Consider the following 19,016-nt stretch of genomic DNA (forward strand, 5'->3'; position numbering starts at 1 on the left):
TCCTGAAAACAACTATATTCACCTTTATTGTTTACTAAAATGGAGAATTATACGTATTGAATTTTTGTAGGCATTTTTGGATCTGTATCGTGGATTTCAAAAGCTTCTCCCACTCCAAATCCCTTTTCCTCTAATACTTGTGATACTGACATACGCGCCAGTTCTTTCATGTTATTATCTAAACTTAAATGGGCTAAATAAATATGCTTTGTCTCATCTGTAATTACATCCGCCATCGCTAATGCAGCATCTTCATTACAAACGTGCCCCACATCGCTTAAAATACGTCGCTTAATACTCCATGGATAGCGTCCCATACGAAGCATTTCCACGTCATGATTGCTTTCAAACACGAAAGCATTAGCCCCCTTAATAACACCTTTCATACGGTCACTCACGTATCCTGTATCTGTAATAAGAGCTAACTTTCTATTATTGTTATGAAAAGCATAGAACATCGGCTCTGCCGCGTCATGTGAAACTCCAAATGACTCGACCTCAATATCACCGAATGTTTTTACATCCCCAACTGAGAAAATAAACTTTTGCTCAGTTGGGATATTTCCTATTAAGTGTTCCATTGCATTCCATGTTTTCTCATTTGCATAAACAGGTAAATCATATTTACGTGCCAATACACCTAATCCTTTAATATGATCACTATGTTCATGTGTTACAAGAATACCCGATACATCGTTTATATTTAATTCTGCCTGTTTAAATAAAGCCTCAGTTGCTTTACCACTTAAACCTGCATCGACAAGTAACTTCTTTTCGTCTGTTCCTACATATAGCATATTCCCTGTACTTCCACTTGCAAGTACGCTAAAATGCAATCCCATTCTTTCTCACTCCAGTATGTTCATCAACCACTTGATTTTCCTTTTCCCCTAATTCCATAACTTGTCCTTCAATTGCATTTACAAAGAAGTCCTGCTTCTGCTCCGTCTTTAAGTTCCACGTTGGAGCAAGTACTTGGTTATTAGAAGTAGATGCGGTAAGGTTGGCATAACCAATTTGCGCTTCTTTTACATGTGTATTCCCATGAATTTTATTTTTTAAATACAGATTTTCTAAAGCAGTTTGGGCAGTAATAATTTCTTGCTGTTTCGTTTTTTCACTTTCGCCCATTTCTTTTAAACCTGTTAGCATCGTCTGCGTGTACGACACAAGTTCATTTTTTTCATTTAATTCCACAACAATCATTGCCTGATCGTTATAGAAAATAGGCTTATCTTTATATTTTTGGAAGAAGTAAATTTTAGAGTCTTTCATCGCCCCAAACTCATACTTTTGTCCATCTAATACATAGTTCTTCAAAAAATCATTATACTTATCTTTGGATAAAGATTTTGTATTTAAAAAGGGCTCTTTTAGCTTACTTTCTATCTTATACATATTTTGTATATGCGCCGTTTGATTTTTTAAAGACTGTACGTCTTCTTCTTTAAATGTCTTGTTTTCAGCCCTAATAAATGACTCTTTTTTCGGTTCTTTAGGAAAATTACCCATAGTAATTTTGTTTGCTTTTAATTCTTGATCTATCTTTGTTTCTGCAATAAGCTCCAATTGATTACTATCTTGCTTTTGAATGAATTGAAAAATGAGAAAGAGGTCCAAAACAAAAAAGGTCACAATAAATATGGTTTTAATCCGATCCCAATCCATTTAGTCCTCCCTCATTCCACTCATATATTTTTTGTTTGCCAGCTTCATCTTCAACAAACTTTACATACCAAATTGGCTGTAGTCGCGCTACTTGCCCATCTAGTGATAATTTGTATCCAATCCCAATATCTTTAATAGATTTTTTATCTACCGCGGCATTATTTTCTAAGGATGCTATTACAACATGACCTGACGGAAGAGTAACCTTCTGCTCTATACCTTTCGTATTTAAAGAAAGTAACGGTCTTTCATATTCCATTACTTCTTCCGATCCCCATACTTGTCTCAATTCAGCTAATCCATCTGTATTGAATACGGGATATCCATCTTCCTGTAAGCGGAATACTGTCTGTCCTTTATTCATATAGTCCAAACGATATGAATCCAAACTCCCACTGTGACCATTTACAAAATCAAAACTTTTTTGTAAAAGCATTAAATTATCTGGCTTTTTCTCACTTAAAACAGAAGAATTTTTATACTTTAGCATATGCTGATCGTTTTCAATCTCCATAGACCTAATACCATCTGTAAATATTTCTTTCGACCTCTCGATAATAGGGCTTAAATAACGTGGATCACTAAAAAGAGCATTCTTAAATGTATCAACCGCCAAATTAGATGAAATATATGTTATATTACTTAATTCTGTCGTTCCATCTGGTAAAAATAACTTTTTCATATCATTAATTTGATAGTCAAAATAAGGTTTCGCTGATACTATAAATTGATTTTGTGCATTTACAATATCTTTTAAATACACACCACTTAATTTTGCTTCATATATTCTAGAGTTATCACCATCAGAAACAAAATTAATTTTAATTTCTTGATCCCTACTTCTAGAAGGATCAAGAATAATTCGATTAAAGTGTTTAGGCTTAGCTATACTTTTTTCTTTCATACTAAACATAGATTTAACTGCATCAAATGGGATGTTGGTAGGGAAAATAAGTTCAATTTTCCCTTCACCATGAACATAAGAAAGGAAGTCAGCCTTAGCAATCGATATCTCTTTGAACTCATTTAATTCCCCTGCTTCCAAAGTTCTATAGATTGATTCTATATCTCCCTCTCTTTTGCTCCCGTAATGATTTTTATCTTTATGCACGATGATAGAAGTAGGGCGGACAACATCAGCGATTTTAGTTTGAGTATTTCCCTCATTCCCCTGTACAAATTTTGCATTTTGCATAGATGTGGAATCTGGCACATACGTCCATAAGTTAAAAGTAAGAAATAGACTAATTACAACTAAATTAATTAAAACTATCGTTTTAACATTCTCCATACTCATTCCCATTCGTCCTCTTCATCTGCTGCCATAGGCAATGTGAAATAAATCGTTGTCCCTTTTCCTTCCTCACTCTTTGCCCAAATTGAGCCACCATGTGCCTCAATCATTTCTTTCGCAATCGCTAATCCAAGTCCTGTACCGCCCATTTGTCTTGAACGTGCTTTATCTACGCGATAAAAACGTTCAAAGATTTTATCAACGTTTTCTTTCGGAATACCCATTCCTTGGTCACTTACACTAATCTCTAATAATTCTCCGCGATCACGTAAGCGATATGTTACTGTTCCACCTTCTGGCGAATACTTTAATGCATTCGAAATAATGTTATACAATACTTGCGTAATTTTATCCGTATCCATATCAATAAATCGAGATTTTTTAGAGAAAGATCGTTTGAAGCTTACGTTTTGCTCTTTAGACATTTCAAAACGATCAATAATGTTATTAAAGAAGTCAGTAAAGTCGACCCATTCTTTCATTAAACGATGTTCTGTACTATCGAGTTTAGATAGTTGCAATAATGCATTTACAAGTCTAATCATTCTTTCTGTTTCTTCTTGTGTAACTGTTAAAAATTGTGGTGCAATATTTGGATCCTGCCATGCACCGTCTGTAAGTGCCTCTAAGTAACTGCGCATTGTCGTTAATGGCGTTCTTAATTCATGAGAGACGTTTGCTACAAACTCGCGGCGTTCTCTTTCTATACGCTCCTGCTCAGTCACATCATATAATACGGCAATTAAACCATTTGCTTTCCCTGTCTCTTTTTGAATAACAGAGAAACTAGCGCGTAAAATATATGGCTCATTTCTCGTACTAAAATCTAATAAAACAGAATCCGGCTCTTCGTATAAATGATCGAGCGTAAATTCTTCTTGTATTCCCAATACTTCTAAAACAGATTGATCGAGCGCCGTTTCACGCGAAACATTTAGCATCTTTTCCGCAGGATCATTTAATAAAATAATGTCCCCTTTTCGATCAGTAGCAATTACTCCATCTGTCATATGTGATAATACGGATGACAATTTACGTCTTTCACTTTCTGTTGAAGAACGAGCTTGTTGTAATTTTTTTGATAAATTATTGAAAGATAATGCTAATTGTCCAATTTCATCATGGCTGTGCACTTTTACTTTTCTTGAATAGTTTCCTTTCGCCATTTCAATTGCTTGTCTTCGCATATCAGAGATTGGTCTCGTAATCGTTTGAGCTAACAAAATTCCAAGTACAGCTGTTACGAGTAATGCAATAACGGTTCCAGTCGCAAAGATTTGATTAATATCCTTCATCTGCTTATAAACATCTTCCATGGATGCAACAACGTAAATAGCACCAAGTGCATCTTTGTTGTTATCATCCATAATAGGAGTAATCATAACTTGTACACGGTGACCTGTACGACCATCCTTCTCAATTTTCACTTCTGGTTTTTTTTGTACCAATACCCGCTGAACAGCTATATCAGTTGACGTTCTATTTACCTTGTTTTGCTTTGACTCATCTGAAATAGCGAGCAGCTTTCTATTCGCATCAAATACACTTACTTCTTGAATATCCTTCTTTCGATCAGAGGCAAATTTTCGAATAGAAGTTTTAATCGTTTCACCTGTTGATTCTGTCTCTGCTTTTGTATAACTTTTTTTAAACTCTTGTTTCAAGTTATACGATAATAAGTTCGTTTGTTGCGTTAAAGAATCTCTAAAACCTTGTACAAGACTCTTTTCTAACTCTCTTACGAAATATACCCCAATAACTTGCATAGCTATCAATATTAATAGCATATATATGAGTACAAATTTTAAATGAATAGATTGAAAAAAACCGACTTTCTTCATATACTATTCCTGCTCTGGGTCACGCAAGTAATACCCTACTCCACGTCTAGTGACAATTAATGTAGGATGACTTGGATTATCTTCGATTTTTTCACGTAGACGACGTACTGTTACATCCACTGTACGTACATCTCCAAAATAGTCATAACCCCAAACTGTTTGCAATAAATGTTCACGTGTCATAACTTGTCCTAAATGTTTTGCTAAATAATGTAATAGCTCAAATTCACGGTGTGTAAGCTCAATATTTTCCTCACGTTTCGTTACACTATACGCATTTGGATTGATAACAATTGGTCCAATAACCATTTCCGTATTTTCTTCTTTTTCTGCCGCACCACCTTGCTGATGGCGACGTAAATTCGCCTTCACGCGAGCAAGTAATTCCCTCGTACTAAATGGCTTCGTTACATAATCATCTGCCCCAAGCTCAAGTCCTAATACTTTATCGATTTCAGAGTCCTTCGCTGTAAGCATAATAATCGGCATTTCTGAGCTTTTACGTATTTCACGGCAAACCTCTAAGCCATCCTTACCTGGTAGCATAATATCTAATAAAACCATATCTGGTTGTTCTTCAGTTGCTTTTTCAATTGCTTCATCACCATCATGCGCCATTACAATTTCAAAACCTTCTTTTTCTAGGTTGAACTTCAAAATATCTGCAATCGGCTTTTCATCATCAACTACTAAAATTTTCTTTCCCATCATCGTTTATTTCCTCCTTATAAAGTGAAGCTTTAATCAGCCCTCACCAATTGGGCTTTTACGGGCAGCCCTCCCTCCACCTAACTTCTTTGCTTTCGCTGAATTTTAAGGTGAAGGCCTTACTGCCCATTAAATAGCGGGGTAAAAATATGGTCAATATCCCTAAACACATTGATGTCTACATAGTATGTCCCTATATGACCGCATCTTTTGCTTAAGTACTTTCTCCTCTATTCTCACAGACTCATGTATGATCCACTTTTACACGGAATCCTATACGATCTATAGAAAAACCTCTAGCTTCAACTGCTAGAGGCTCCTCATTCTATTTTAAAATAACTACTCAATTTTGTAAAATTACACAAATAAAAAGGATATTAAGTGGGCCCACTTAATATCCTGAGAGTGGCTCGGGACGGAATCGAACCGCCGACACGAGGATTTTCAGTCCTCTGCTCTACCGACTGAGCTACCGAGCCAAAACTATATATAAAACCACTAATGGTGGTATAAACAAAAGTGGCGGTCCCGACCGGGGTCGAACCGGCGATCTCCTGCGTGACAGGCAGGCATGTTAACCACTACACCACGGGACCAAAAATGAACATAAAAAAACATGACCCGTACGGGATTCGAACCCGTGTTACCGCCGTGAAAGGGCGGTGTCTTAACCACTTGACCAACGGGCCACGAAAAATAAAATGGTGAGCCATGAAGGACTCGAACCTTCGACCCTCTGATTAAAAGTCAGATGCTCTACCAACTGAGCTAATGGCTCATACTCACCAACGTCATATTTTCGTGACGACAAGATGTATCATAACATGTTTTATTTATTTTTTGCAATACCTTTTTTATTTTTTTATAAAAAATAAGAAAAAACTCATGCGGACATGAGTTTTTTCTTAAAAATATCAATTAAGCTTCGTATACGTTACGAACGATATTCGTTTGGTTACGATCTGGTCCAACTGAGAACATAGATAATTGAATTCCTGTTAACTCAGAAACACGTTCTACGTATTTTCTTGCATTCTCAGGAAGCTCGTCTAATGATCTTACACCAGTAATATCTTCTGTCCAACCTGGAAGCTCTTCGTATACAGGCTCACATTTCGCTAAAATGTTTAAGTTTGCTGGAACTTCATCGATAACTTCGCCATTGTATTTGTAAGCAACACAAATTTTAAGAGTTGGAATACCAGTTAGAACGTCGATAGAGTTTAATGATAAATCTGTTAAACCACTAACACGACGCGCATGTCTTACAACAACGCTATCAAACCAACCTACGCGGCGTGGACGACCAGTTGTCGTTCCATACTCACGACCAACTTCACGAATTTGATGACCAATTTCGTCATGAAGCTCAGTAGGGAATGGACCATCACCTACACGGCTTGTATATGCTTTACATACACCTACAACGCGAGTAACTTTTGCAGGACCAACTCCAGTTCCAACTGTTACACCACCAGCAATTGGGTTAGAAGATGTAACAAACGGATACGTACCGTGGTCGATATCAAGCATAACACCTTGTGCACCTTCAAATAATACACGGTGATTATTATCTAATGCATCATTTAATACAACAGACGTATCACACACATATTGCGCGATTTGTTGTCCGTACTCGAAGTACTCTTCGAAGATTTCTTCTACACTGAAACCTTCTGTATTGTACATTTTTTCAAACAAACGATTTTTTTGTGCTAAATTGCGCTCAAGCTTCTCTTTAAATGCTTCACGGTCTAAAAGATCAGCCATACGAATACCAATACGAGCAGCTTTGTCCATATATGCAGGACCGATACCTTTTTTCGTTGTACCGATTTTGTTATCACCTTTACTTGCTTCTTCTAACTCATCTTGTTTTAAGTGATAAGGCAAAATAACGTGCGCACGGTTACTTACGCGTAAATTATCAGTACTTACACCACGATCGTGTAAGTATTTTAACTCTTCAAGTAATGCTTTCGGATCTACTACTAAGCCGTTTCCGATTACACAAATTTTCTCTTTATAGAAAATACCAGATGGAATTAAGTGTAATTTATATTTAACTCCGCCAAAAACAATTGTATGTCCTGCGTTATTTCCACCTTGATATCTTGCAACTACTTCCGCATGCTCAGAAAGAAAATCAGTGATTTTACCTTTTCCTTCGTCGCCCCATTGTGTTCCTACAACTACTACTGAAGACATTATTAAAGCACCTCCGCAATTTTCAAACGATCTATTCAAACAATATAATTGTACCAAAACCGAAAAAGAAGTCAACCAAAAAACGAACATTTTTTTACCAAAAAACTTTTTCGTTCGTAAGAATTATATTTTCACACTATGAAAGCCTTATCTTTTCTATAAAAAAAAAGAAACACATCTTATTATAAGAAATGCGTTTCTTTTTTATACTATCGTTATGCCGGCGGCGCATGTCCATCTTCGAAGCGACGTTCTAAGTTAACGAACTTATTGAACTCTTTAACGAATGCGAGCTCTACTGAGCCTACTGGACCATTACGCTGCTTTGCAATAATAATTTCAATCGTATTTTTATTTTCCGTTTCTCGGTCATAGTAATCTTCACGATATAGAAAGGCTACGATATCGGCATCCTGCTCGATACTTCCCGATTCACGAATATCAGACATCATCGGACGTTTATCTTGACGAGATTCTACACCACGAGATAACTGTGACAAGGCAATAACAGGAACTTGTAATTCACGCGCAATCCCTTTTAGTGTACGAGAAATCTCAGATACTTCCTGCTGACGGTTCTCTCCTGATTTCCCACTTCCTTGAATAAGCTGTAAGTAGTCAATCAAGATCATACCAAGACCCTGTTCCTGTTTTAATCTACGACATTTTGCTCGAATCTCATTTACTTTAATCCCCGGCGTATCATCAATATAAATACCAGCATTAGAAAGGCTACCCATTGCCATCGTTAATTTCGCCCAATCATCAGAAGTTAACGATCCGGTACGAAGTCTTTGTGCATCAATATTCCCTTCTGCACAAAGCATACGCATAACAAGCTGATCAGCACCCATCTCTAGACTAAAAATCGCTACATTTTCATCCGTTTTCGTCGCTACGTTTTGTGCGATATTTAATGAAAATGCCGTTTTACCTACCGAAGGACGTGCCGCCACGATGATTAAATCATTTCGTTGGAACCCTGCCGTCATCTTATCTAATTCAGTAAATCCAGTCGGTATCCCGGTCACTTCACCTTTTTGATTATGCAAAAGTTCGATTTTATCGTAAGCATCTACAAGAACGTCTTTAATATTTTGGAATGCTTTCGCATTCGTCTGATGAGATACTTCTAATATTTTTTTCTCAGCCTCATTTAAAAGACCATCCACATCATCTTCTCTCTCATATCCATCAGACACAATATGAGTCGCCGTTCGAATTAAACGACGTAACAGTGCTTTTTCAGCGATGATTCTTGCATAATACTCTACGTTAGCAGCAGTCGGAACAACTTCTGCTAATTCTGCTAAGTAAGAAACCCCACCAACTTCTTCTAGTAATCCTTGATCAGCCATCGCTGACGTCATCATTACTAAGTCAATTGGCTCCCCCTTATCAGATAGCCCAAGCATGACTTCAAAAATCTTTTGATGTTTCGTTCGATAAAATGAGTCAGGTACCAACAGTTCCGATGCTGAAGTTAATGCATCCTGATCAATCAATATAGCACCTAAGACTGCCTGCTCAGCTTCTATATTATGCGGAGGGGTACGATCAGCCATTACATCACTCATACGCAATCCTCCTTGCTTAACTTAGTTTTATTGTTCACTAACATGAACTTTTACTGTTGCTGTTACTTGCGGATGCAATTTCACAGTAACGTTTGTATAGCCTAACGCACGAATTGCATCATCCATTTCAAATTTACGCTTATCAAGTTTAATATTGTGAGATTTTTGCATTGCATCTACGATTTGTTTACTTGTGATTGAACCGAATAGACGGCCGCCTTCTCCAGATTTAGCCTTTAATTCTACAGTTAATTTCTCTAACGTTTCTTTTAATTGTTTTGCATTTTCAAGCTCTGCTGCTGCATCTTTTTCTTCTTTGCGCTTTTGAGCTTCTAAAGTTTTCATACTGCTATTTGTCGCTTCAGCAGCTAATCCTTGTTTTAGTAAGAAGTTATTTGCATAACCATCTGGTACGTTTTTTACTTCCCCTTTTTTCCCTTTACCTTTTACGTCTTTTAGAAAAATTACTTTCATGATTGTGTGCCTCCCTGTAAATAGTCATCAATAACAAATCGAAGCTTCTCCTCAGCTTCATCTACTGTAACATTTTTCATTTGTGTGGCTGCATTCGTTAAATGCCCGCCACCACCTAAGTTTTCCATAATTAGCTGCACATTCACTTCACCTAAAGACCTGCCGCTAATTCCAATGAAATTCTCGCCACGTTTTGCAATAACAAACGATGCAATAATTCCTGTCATTGTTAATAATGTGTCCGCTGATTGCGCAATAAGCACTTGATCGTAGTAATCATCGCTATCAACTTTTGCAATCGCAATTCCATTTGTATAAATGTACGCATTTTTAATAGCTTTTGCAACCCGTAAATACTGATTCATATCTTCTTTTAAAAGCTCTTGTACAAGTACAGTATCTGCACCGTGTGAGCGTAAATAAGAAGCCGCATCAAACGTACGAGCACCTGTCCGGAATGTAAAGCTTTTCGTATCAACAATAATACCTGCTAATAATGCTGTTGCTTCTAACATTGTCATTTTTAAATTTTTCGGTTGGTATTCAAGTAATTCCGTAACAAGCTCTGCCGTAGAAGAAGCATATGGCTCCATGTAAACAAGCAACGGATCCTCAATAAAGTCTTCTCCTCGGCGATGATGGTCAATCACAACTACATTTTCAATTTTGCGTAACAGCTTTTCTTCCATCACCATTGAAGGTTTATGCGTATCAACAACAACAAGTAAGGAATCATCATTTGCAAATTCCATCGCTTGTTCTGGTGTAATAAAGTGAGACCATAACTCTTCATTTTGTTTCACTTTATCCATTAAACGCTTAATTCCCTTATCAGAATCATTTTCATCGAGCACAATATATCCTTTGCGCTCATTTAATTGCGCTACCTTTAAAATACCAATCGCAGCACCAATTGCGTCCATATCAGGAGCCCTATGCCCCATTATAATGACATTGCTACTTTCTAATACTAAATCCTTTAATGCATGCGAAATCACTCTGGCACGTACACGAGTACGTTTTTCCACCGGATTTGTCTTACCACCATAAAACTTAACTTTACCTGTCGCTTGTTTAATAGCTACTTGATCTCCACCACGCCCAAGCGCAAGATCTAAACCTGATTGAGCCATTGCCCCAAGCTCGGATAAAGGTAAATCACCTGATCCAACACCTACACTTAATGTAAGTGGTATATTCCTTTTAGATGTTTCTTCACGTACTTGATCTAAAATGCTAAATTTCCCTTTCTCCATCTGCGCTAAAATACTTTCATTTAACACAACGAAGAATCTTTCTGAAGATGCACGTTTTAAATATGCCCCATACTTAACGGCCCACTCATTTAGTCTTGATGTTACAAGACTTGTTATATTCGTACGTAATTGATCATCCAACCCTTGTGTAACTTCATCATAATTATCTAAATAAATGACAGCTAAAACAGTACGTTGATCCTCGTACATCTTTTCAATCTCTGTTTGTTCTGTTACATCAAAGAAATAAATTAACTTTTCTTCTTTCCTTACAAAGACACGAAACTTTCGATTATTTAAAGAGACTATATCATCGGACGTTTCTCCCTTAATAAAAAGAAGTAACGTTTCTGATACATCATAAAGGTGCCATCCAGCCAATGCATGCTGCCCCAGACATGAAGATAAATAAGGATTTGCCCAATCAATCCCATAATCCTTATTGTATAACAAAATACCAATTGGCATCTGGTTAAATGCCTCATTACTCACTTTCTTTACCCTTGTAATCATATCTGTCGTATGTTTTTCAAAATTCTTTTGGAAAGTAAGTTCAAATCGTACAACAACAAAAAGGACGATACAAAAAATAAAGAAGGAGACTATCCCCATTAGTAAATGAAAATAACAGAGAATTGAAATGAGCACAAACACAAAAAATGCCAATACGTAAACAGGATATAAAAACCACTGTTTCTTATAAAATTCAGGCATGTATACAACTCCTATAAAGTAAAACTAACTTATCTTCCAGTTAGTTAAACAGATTAAAATAGTATAAGAAATATTATTTTATCCTCCTATTTTAGAACGCAATGAAATCCCTAAATCAATTATACCTAAGATTGTCACAAGAGGAAACAGCATCGGAATAAACATGCAGGCGATAAAACTAATAATAGGAACCCCTTTCGTAAAACCTTTGCTATGCGCTAGAAAAGTGATAAACGTCAGGCCTTGCAGCACTAGTAATAAAGCAAATATGACATATAGGTTAGAAAATACCATATGTAAATATGATGTCGGTTCTACTTTTATAAAAGTTGATAGCAAAATAAATATAACGTAATACCAAACAATACTCTTTGGTAATTGTATATCTTTGAACTTAGGCCAAGGTATAACATCATGCTTTAGCTTTTTTAAAGCACTACCTGATATTATTATGGTAATCCAAGAAAGACATACAGAAACCATCACAAGTATACTCGGGAATACCGCTTGTAATATATCATTCATTTGTACAAATAACTCTTTTTGCTCTTTACTAATCGGCATACCAGCAACACTTGCTATCTTTTCACTTTGCACTACGCTTTTATTAAACATATTTTGTATTTGCTTTATAAAATCTATGTTAAAAAACTTTATACTGGCAACATAAATGAGCATAATACTGATTAAGTATGCAAGTGAACCGGTTATTAAAATCTCCAATGGCTTTCTTTGTTTTTTATACATGCACCCTAAAACAATACCCATCAACCCAAATACGACCGTCTTTACTAGACCTATCGGCTGACTTACAAAAACAACAATTAAAAATGCAGCCGTAAAAATTACAAATGCATTCGATAATTTATATCTTATCGTTAACAATATAAATGGCAACGGCAATGCAAACGTTACAACTGTACCTAAAATCGGAACATACATAGATATAAACAATAACATTACATATATAGCCAACAACGCGGCTCCTTCAGTAATAAATCTCGCTTGCCTCACATTTTAACCTCTCTTTCAAAAAAGAAAAGCATAGCAAAATGCACAGTAGAGTCCGACTCTACTGTGCATTTCATACGCTATTATTCACCAACATATGGTAAAAGTGCCATTTGACGAGCACGTTTAATTGCAACTGTAAGTTTGCGTTGGTATTTTGCGCTTGTTCCTGTTACACGACGAGGTAAAATTTTACCACGCTCAGAAACGAAACGTTTTAATAAATCAACATCTTTATAATCGATGCGAGTGATGCCGTTAGCTGTGAAGAAACACACCTTACGACGTTTCGCACGTCCACCTTTGCGTCCTGCCATGTCTATTTCCCTCCATTCTTTGTTAAAACTAACAAATTTACTGTATTAGAACGGTAAATCGTCGTCGGAAATGTCGATCGGTTGACCTACATTTGAAAATGGATCGTCATTCTTCGTAAATCCAGAGTTACCTTGGTTACCTGAATTACTAGATTGACCAAATGGGTTAGAGCCTTGGTTACCGAAACCAGCTCCTGATGGTTGCTGATTAAATGAACCGCGTTGCTCCCCACCGCCATTACGCGGCTCTAAAAATTGTACGCTTTCCGCAAGAACTTCTGTTACGTATACACGTTTACCATCTTGTCCCTCGTAATTACGAGTTTGAAGACGTCCATCTACGCCTGCTAAGCTACCTTTTTTCAAATAATTTGCTACGTTTTCTGCTTGTTTACGCCATATTACACAATTAATAAAGTCAGCTTCACGCTCACCTTGTTGATTGGCAAATGCGCGATTCACAGCTAACGTAAAAGTAGCTACTGCAACACCATTGGGCGTGTAACGTAAGTCAGGGTCCTTAGTTAAACGACCAACGAGGATAACACGATTCATCAATCGAACCACTCTCCCTTATATATCAATTATTTTTCTTCTTCTTTAACAACGATATGACGAAGGATGTCTTCGTTGATCTTAGCTAAACGGTCGAATTCGTTAATCGCTTCTGCGTTAGATTTCACGTTTAAGATCATGTAGAAACCTTCACGTAAGTCGTTGATTTCGTAAGCTAAACGACGCTTACCCCACTCTTTCGTGTTAATGATTTCTGCACCATTGTTTGTTAAAACACCTGCAAAACGTTCAACTAAAGCTTTTTGAGCTTCTTCTTCAACGCCAGGACGAATGATGTACATAATTTCGTACTTTCTCATTACACTTTCACCTCCTTTTGGTCTAAACGGCCCATAATGGGCAAGGAGCAATTAATTTATAGTAATTACTCACGAGTTTAGATTATATCATAGTAAGTTAGATGAATCAACTCACCCATACATAAAAAACTTGGCAAACATATAATATATTTGCCAAGCTCATATCTTTATTTTTCCTAGGAAATATTAAATTAAACGTTAAAACGGAAGTGCATAACATCTCCGTCTTTTACGATATACTCTTTTCCTTCTAAACGAACTTTACCAGCTTCTTTTGCAGCTGTCATAGAACCATTTGTCATTAAGTCTTCGTAAGAAACTGTTTCTGCACGAATAAATCCACGCTCAAAGTCTGTATGAATTACACCAGCACATTGTGGTGCTTTCATACCTTGTTTGAATGTCCATGCACGTACTTCTTGTACACCAGCTGTGAAGTAAGTAGCAAGTCCTAATAAATCATATGCAGCACGAATTAATTGATCTAAACCAGATTCTTCAATGCCTAGTTCTTCAAGGAATACCTTTTTCTCTTCTTCGTCTAACTCAGCGATTTCTGATTCGATCTTTGCACATACAACGATTACTTGAGAGTTTTCATTCGCAGCAAATTCTTTTACCATTTGTACATATTTGTTTTCAGAAGGATCGATTACATCGTCCTCGCTTACGTTTGCTACATATAACATTTCTTTCGTTGTCAGTAAATGAAGGCCTTTAACAATCTTCATTTGTTCTTCTGTAAATTCAACAGTACGAGCCGGTTTTCCCTCTTCAAAAGCTTCTTTTAAACGAACTAAAATTTCATGCTCATATACTGCTTCTTTATCTTTTTGTCTTGCTAATTTCGCAACACGTTCGATACGTTTATCAACAGATTCTAAATCGGCTAAGATTAGTTCTAGGTTGATTGTTTCAATATCATCAATTGGATCTACTTTCCCTGAAACGTGCGTAATATTTTCGTCTTCAAAACAACGAACAACTTGGCAAATTGCATCTACTTGGCGAATGTGAGATAAGAATTTATTTCCTAAACCTTCGCCTTTACTAGCACCTTTTACGATACCTGCAATATCAGTAAACTCAAATACAGTCGGAACAGTTTTTTTCGGTTCTACTAATTCCGTTAATTTATTTAAACGCTCATCTGGTACTTCTACAATTCCTACGTTTGGATCAATTGTACAGAATGGATAGTTTGCAGATTCTGCTCCTGCTTGTGTAATTGCATTAAATAAAGTGGACTTCCCTACGTTAGGTAATCCAACAATCCCAGCCGTTAATCCCATATTTTTCACTCCTATGTCTCAATCTTTCATCATTATAGATAGTAACGAAAAAAATGACAAGTTTCCTCCAAACGAAAAAAAGTAACAGCTACCCACTGCAACTGTTACTTTCTCTCTATTCTTCGTGCTTCACAAGTATTTTTTTTACCTTACGATCAAACTCTCTTCGAGGAATCATTACTGAATGGTCACATCCCTCGCACTTAATGCGGATATCCATTCCCATACGAATAATCTTCCAACGATTCTCACCACATGGGTGGGCTTTCTTCATTTCCACAACATCATACAAGTTATACTGCTTTTGCTCCATTCTCCAAACCCCTCTCCATACTAATTTGCTTTTTCACTCACTAATTCTTCACGATTATATAAAACCATACGTGGATATGGAATTTCAATACCATGTAGATCTAGACGATTTTTAATTTCTTTACGAAGTGCTCTTGCAATAACTGCATGTTGCATTGGCTCTACTTCAGCAATAACACGTAATATCACTTCTGAAGCAGCTAATGTTTGTACACCTAACAATTGCGGTGTTGTTACCATTTTTTCGTACTTTGCAGGTAATTCTTGTAATAAGTCTTCAATGACTTGCTCTGCTTTCGCTATGTCAGCCTCATACGAAATAGATACATCAACAAATGCTACACTATTACTAACTGAATAGTTCGTAACTTGAATGATACTTCCATTTGGTAAAGTATGAATTTCACCTGTCCAGCTTTTTACTTTTGTTGTACGAAGTCCAATCTCTAAAACGACTCCTTCAAACTGACCAATTTTTACGTAGTCACCGACTGAAAATTGATCTTCTAGCAAGATAAATAACCCTGTAATAACATCTTTTACTAAACTTTGAGCACCAAATCCGACTGCCAAACCAATTACCCCTGCACCGGCTAATAAACCTGATGCATTAATATCAAACACACCTAAAATCGCAATTAACATAATAAACATAACAACGTATGCCACAATATTTTCAAGTAACTTCGCTACTGTAACTGTACGACGTTCTGAAATTTGAATTGGCGAACGACTTCCCATACGAAACGCATTCCGTACAACCGCTCTTGCAATTCGTACTACAATTGCACCAATTGTTAAAATGATACATATTTTTAATGTCGCAATTCCAATATGAGCCCAACGATCAGCATCTAGTAAATACTGTTTCGTAGCATTAAACCACTTCGTTAATAAATCCATGTACCTCTACCTCTCCAGCCAAAATTTCTTTTTAGTTATCCTTCTTATTGTATCAGAAGTCTCCTAATTGCTGAAAAAATTTTATGACTTTAATTCCATTTGTTAACCTACATACAGGTATAAAATGGAACGAATATATATATACTAGTACTATTATTTCCGTTCTCACTTAAATTTTACAGCAAGTACGCACTTATAGTTTTCCATTTCACTCACCATATAACATATTTTGAAAATTTATTAAAAGGATGGGTGCTTCATGAATATTGGAAGTTTTCGCTTACCTTTTTTCGAAAAAGAAACTCAAAATGTTATGCACCAAGATTTAGAAGCCTCCGAGACAATTAGTAACTTCTTACTTTCCCATATCCCTATTAAGACTCATATACCAATTATTCTCGTTTGTATCGGAACAGATCGTTCCACAGGAGATGCACTCGGTCCGTTAGTCGGTACGAAACTAGAACAAGTAGAAATTACAAACTTCCAAGTGTTCGGCACACTAGATGATCCAGTACATGCGCTAAACTTAGAAGAAAAAATTCAGAATATACAGAAAGATAATCCTGCTTCATTTATAATTGCAGTGGATGCCTGTTTAGGAAAGTCTCAAAGTATTGGTTCCATCACTACCGGAATGGGACCTAGTAAACCTGGAGCTGCGATGAATAAGAAATTACCGGCAGTTGGTGATTTACATATTCATGGCATCGTAAATCTAAATGGTTTTATGGAATTTTTCGTCCTGCAAAATACAAGATTAAGTTTAGTTATGAAAATGGCTGATGTAATTGCACAAAGCATAAAAGAAACAGACCAAAAATTATCTGTATTAAAAAAAGCAAACCATCTATAAATAATAAGATGGTTTGCTTTTTAGTTTTGCTGCGCTAATAATTCTAAAATACGATTTAAATCTTCTTTATTGAAAAATTCAATTTCGATTTTACCTTTTTCTTTTTTTGTTTCTTTAATTTTTACATCTGTGCCAAACTTTTCTCTTAAGAATGTTTCGCGTTCTACGAAAAATATATTTCTTTCTTTTTTCACTTGTTTTGTTTCACGTGAAACGCGTTGATTGATCTCCTGAACAATTTTCTCTAATTGACGAACATTTAATCCTTCTTTTTCAATTCGTTTCAATAAAGCTTTCAATTGTTCTTCATCTTTTATCGTAAGCAAGGTTCTCCCATGAGCCATTGAAAGTTGACCATTTGCAATCATATCTTGAACAAAAGAAGGGAGGCTCAATAACCGCGTATAGTTTGCAATGTAAGGTCTACTCTTACCAAGACGTTTTGCTAATTGTTCTTGCGTCACATTTAGCTCATTCATTAACATTTGATATGCCATTGCTTCTTCCATTGGATTTAAATCTTCTCGTTGTAAGTTTTCAAGCAATGCAAACTCCATCATTTGCTGCTCATTTAATTGTCTTACAACGGCAGGTACTTTTTCGAGTCCCGCCTCTTTAGCAGCACGATATCTTCTTTCACCTGCAACAATTTCATATCCTTTAATACTCTTTCTAGCAATTAATGGTTGTAATATGCCGTGCTCTTTAATAGAGGCCGATAATTCCTGAATCGCCTCTTTATTAAAGTGTTTACGTGGTTGATATGGATTCGGTCTTAATTCAGTTATCGTAATCTCCTGAATTGTCTCTTCTTCTTTCGCATCTAAATCAGGAAAAAACACATTGATTCCTCTTCCTAATCCTTTAGCCACCTGCAATCACTTCCTCTGCTAAATCTATATATACTTCTGCCCCTCTTGATTTAGCGTCATACTGCATAATTGGTTTCCCATGACTTGGTGCTTCACTCAAACGAACATTACGAGGGATAATCGAACGGTATACTTTATCTCTAAAGTATTTTTTCACTTCATCTATAACCTGAATCCCTAAATTTGTACGGGCATCTAACATTGTTAGCAATACGCCTTGAATTGCTAGATTTTTATTTAAGTGCTTTTGCACAAGTCGAACTGTATTTAATAGCTGACTTAACCCTTCTAGTGCGTAATATTCGCATTGAACAGGAATAATAACAGAATCTGCTGCAGTTAATGCATTAATCGTTAATAACCCTAAGGACGGGGGACAGTCGATAATAATATAATCATATTCATCACGAACTGGCTGTAATGCCCTTTGCAAACGTACTTCCCGGGAAATAGTCGGTACCAATTCAATTTCAGCACCTGCTAATTGAATTGTAGCGGGTAGAACATCTAAGTTTTCAGTTGCGGTTTTCTGTATAACCCCTTGAACATCTGCATCTTCCACAAGAACATTGTAAATACATTGATCTAATTCGGATTTTTCAATTCCCACACCCGTCGTTGCATTTCCTTGAGCATCAATATCTACAAGAAGGACCTTTTTACCTACTTGTGCCAATCCAGCCCCTAAATTAACAGATGTTGTTGTTTTTCCAACGCCACCCTTTTGATTGGCTATAGCAATGATTTTTCCCATGATGTCACCTACTTTCAACCTTTCTATCTTATTCTAGTAACAATTACGTTTATTGTAACATGAAATAAAAGTTTTTCTTTTACG

General features: G+C 36.3%; 19 protein-coding genes and 4 tRNA genes. 1 reads left to right on the plus strand and 22 read right to left on the minus strand.

Going from position 1 to position 19,016, the window contains the following annotated elements; all coding sequences use genetic code 11:
* Positions 1-47 precede the first annotated feature (47 nt).
* The 20 genes from PDK19_RS09650 to PDK19_RS09745 all read right to left on the minus strand — a co-directional run bounded on the left by PDK19_RS09650 (position 48) and on the right by PDK19_RS09745 (position 16,450).
* Positions 48-842: an MBL fold metallo-hydrolase gene (locus PDK19_RS09650; RefSeq protein ID WP_000522836.1), complete on the minus strand. Its 795-nt coding sequence runs from the start codon at positions 840-842 to the stop codon at positions 48-50.
* Positions 826-1,668, minus strand: coding sequence for a two-component system regulatory protein YycI (locus PDK19_RS09655; RefSeq protein WP_000383736.1), 843 nt, complete (start codon positions 1,666-1,668; stop codon positions 826-828). The genes PDK19_RS09650 and PDK19_RS09655 overlap by 17 nt, the downstream gene beginning before the upstream one ends.
* Complete coding sequence (locus PDK19_RS09660) at positions 1,649-2,965, minus strand: YycH family regulatory protein (RefSeq protein ID WP_014893385.1); 1,317 nt, start codon at positions 2,963-2,965, stop codon at positions 1,649-1,651. The genes PDK19_RS09655 and PDK19_RS09660 overlap by 20 nt, the downstream gene beginning before the upstream one ends.
* Entirely contained in the window at positions 2,962-4,803 is a 1,842-nt protein-coding gene (gene walK, locus PDK19_RS09665) for a cell wall metabolism sensor histidine kinase WalK (protein ID WP_000755380.1), read from the minus strand. The genes PDK19_RS09660 and walK overlap by 4 nt, the downstream gene beginning before the upstream one ends.
* 3 nt (positions 4,804-4,806) lie before the next feature.
* Positions 4,807-5,514 carry a cell wall metabolism DNA-binding response regulator WalR gene (walR, locus tag PDK19_RS09670; RefSeq protein ID WP_000971872.1) on the minus strand — a complete coding sequence of 236 codons (708 nt, stop codon included), beginning with the start codon at positions 5,512-5,514 and terminating at the stop codon, positions 4,807-4,809.
* A gap of 403 nt (positions 5,515-5,917) precedes the next feature.
* Positions 5,918-5,990: transfer RNA gene (locus PDK19_RS09675), tRNA-Phe, on the minus strand.
* Positions 5,991-6,031: 41 nt separating this feature from the next.
* Positions 6,032-6,107: transfer RNA gene (locus PDK19_RS09680), tRNA-Asp, on the minus strand.
* Positions 6,108-6,128: 21 nt separating this feature from the next.
* A tRNA-Glu gene (locus PDK19_RS09685) sits at positions 6,129-6,200 on the minus strand.
* Between the two features lie 13 nt (positions 6,201-6,213).
* Positions 6,214-6,289 (minus strand) — tRNA-Lys (locus PDK19_RS09690).
* Between the two features lie 140 nt (positions 6,290-6,429).
* Positions 6,430-7,719, minus strand: a complete 1,290-nt coding sequence (locus PDK19_RS09695; RefSeq protein WP_270707027.1) for an adenylosuccinate synthase — start codon at positions 7,717-7,719, stop codon at positions 6,430-6,432.
* Positions 7,720-7,934: 215 nt separating this feature from the next.
* Positions 7,935-9,296: a replicative DNA helicase gene (gene dnaB / locus PDK19_RS09700; protein WP_001286244.1), complete on the minus strand. Its 1,362-nt coding sequence runs from the start codon at positions 9,294-9,296 to the stop codon at positions 7,935-7,937.
* Positions 9,297-9,323: 27 nt separating this feature from the next.
* The gene (gene rplI / locus PDK19_RS09705) at positions 9,324-9,770 is read right to left on the minus strand and encodes a 50S ribosomal protein L9 (protein WP_000864231.1); all 447 of its coding nucleotides are present in this window, start codon (positions 9,768-9,770) and stop codon (positions 9,324-9,326) included.
* On the minus strand, positions 9,767-11,740 hold the full coding sequence (locus PDK19_RS09710) for a DHH family phosphoesterase (RefSeq protein WP_001113898.1): 1,974 nt from the start codon (positions 11,738-11,740) through the stop codon (positions 9,767-9,769). Before PDK19_RS09710 ends, rplI begins: the two co-directional genes overlap by 4 nt.
* A gap of 78 nt (positions 11,741-11,818) precedes the next feature.
* The gene (locus tag PDK19_RS09715; RefSeq protein ID WP_074567402.1) at positions 11,819-12,700 is read right to left on the minus strand and encodes a YybS family protein; all 882 of its coding nucleotides are present in this window, start codon (positions 12,698-12,700) and stop codon (positions 11,819-11,821) included.
* A gap of 134 nt (positions 12,701-12,834) precedes the next feature.
* Positions 12,835-13,068: a 30S ribosomal protein S18 gene (rpsR, locus tag PDK19_RS09720; RefSeq protein ID WP_000918873.1), complete on the minus strand. Its 234-nt coding sequence runs from the start codon at positions 13,066-13,068 to the stop codon at positions 12,835-12,837.
* 45 nt (positions 13,069-13,113) lie between these two features.
* Complete coding sequence (ssb, locus tag PDK19_RS09725) at positions 13,114-13,626, minus strand: single-stranded DNA-binding protein (protein ID WP_000981966.1); 513 nt, start codon at positions 13,624-13,626, stop codon at positions 13,114-13,116.
* Positions 13,627-13,652: 26 nt separating this feature from the next.
* Positions 13,653-13,943: a 30S ribosomal protein S6 gene (gene rpsF / locus PDK19_RS09730; protein ID WP_001233778.1), complete on the minus strand. Its 291-nt coding sequence runs from the start codon at positions 13,941-13,943 to the stop codon at positions 13,653-13,655.
* 191 nt (positions 13,944-14,134) lie between these two features.
* A complete protein-coding gene (gene ychF / locus PDK19_RS09735; RefSeq protein WP_000524669.1) occupies positions 14,135-15,235 on the minus strand; it encodes a redox-regulated ATPase YchF in 1,101 nt (366 codons plus the stop codon).
* 115 nt (positions 15,236-15,350) lie between these two features.
* Positions 15,351-15,548, minus strand: coding sequence for a DUF951 domain-containing protein (locus PDK19_RS09740; protein WP_000436051.1), 198 nt, complete (start codon positions 15,546-15,548; stop codon positions 15,351-15,353).
* 20 nt (positions 15,549-15,568) lie between these two features.
* Positions 15,569-16,450, minus strand: a complete 882-nt coding sequence (locus tag PDK19_RS09745) for a mechanosensitive ion channel family protein (RefSeq protein WP_000365103.1) — start codon at positions 16,448-16,450, stop codon at positions 15,569-15,571.
* 259 nt (positions 16,451-16,709) lie between these two features.
* Between PDK19_RS09745 and yyaC the strand changes: the two genes are divergently transcribed.
* Positions 16,710-17,306 (plus strand): spore protease YyaC, encoded by a 597-nt coding sequence (gene yyaC / locus PDK19_RS09750; protein WP_014893384.1) that lies wholly within the window; start codon positions 16,710-16,712, stop codon positions 17,304-17,306.
* 20 nt (positions 17,307-17,326) lie between these two features.
* Here the strand turns inward: yyaC and spo0J are convergent, their stop codons facing one another.
* A complete protein-coding gene (spo0J, locus tag PDK19_RS09755) occupies positions 17,327-18,178 on the minus strand; it encodes a stage 0 sporulation protein Spo0J (RefSeq protein ID WP_001051812.1) in 852 nt (283 codons plus the stop codon).
* Entirely contained in the window at positions 18,171-18,932 is a 762-nt protein-coding gene (gene soj, locus PDK19_RS09760; RefSeq protein WP_000516114.1) for a sporulation initiation inhibitor protein Soj, read from the minus strand. Before soj ends, spo0J begins: the two co-directional genes overlap by 8 nt.
* Between the last annotated feature and the right edge of the window lie 84 nt (positions 18,933-19,016).

The organism is Bacillus cereus group sp. BcHK124 (genome assembly GCF_027712065.1).
Taxonomy (GTDB): Bacteria; Bacillota; Bacilli; order Bacillales; family Bacillaceae_G; genus Bacillus_A; species Bacillus_A pacificus.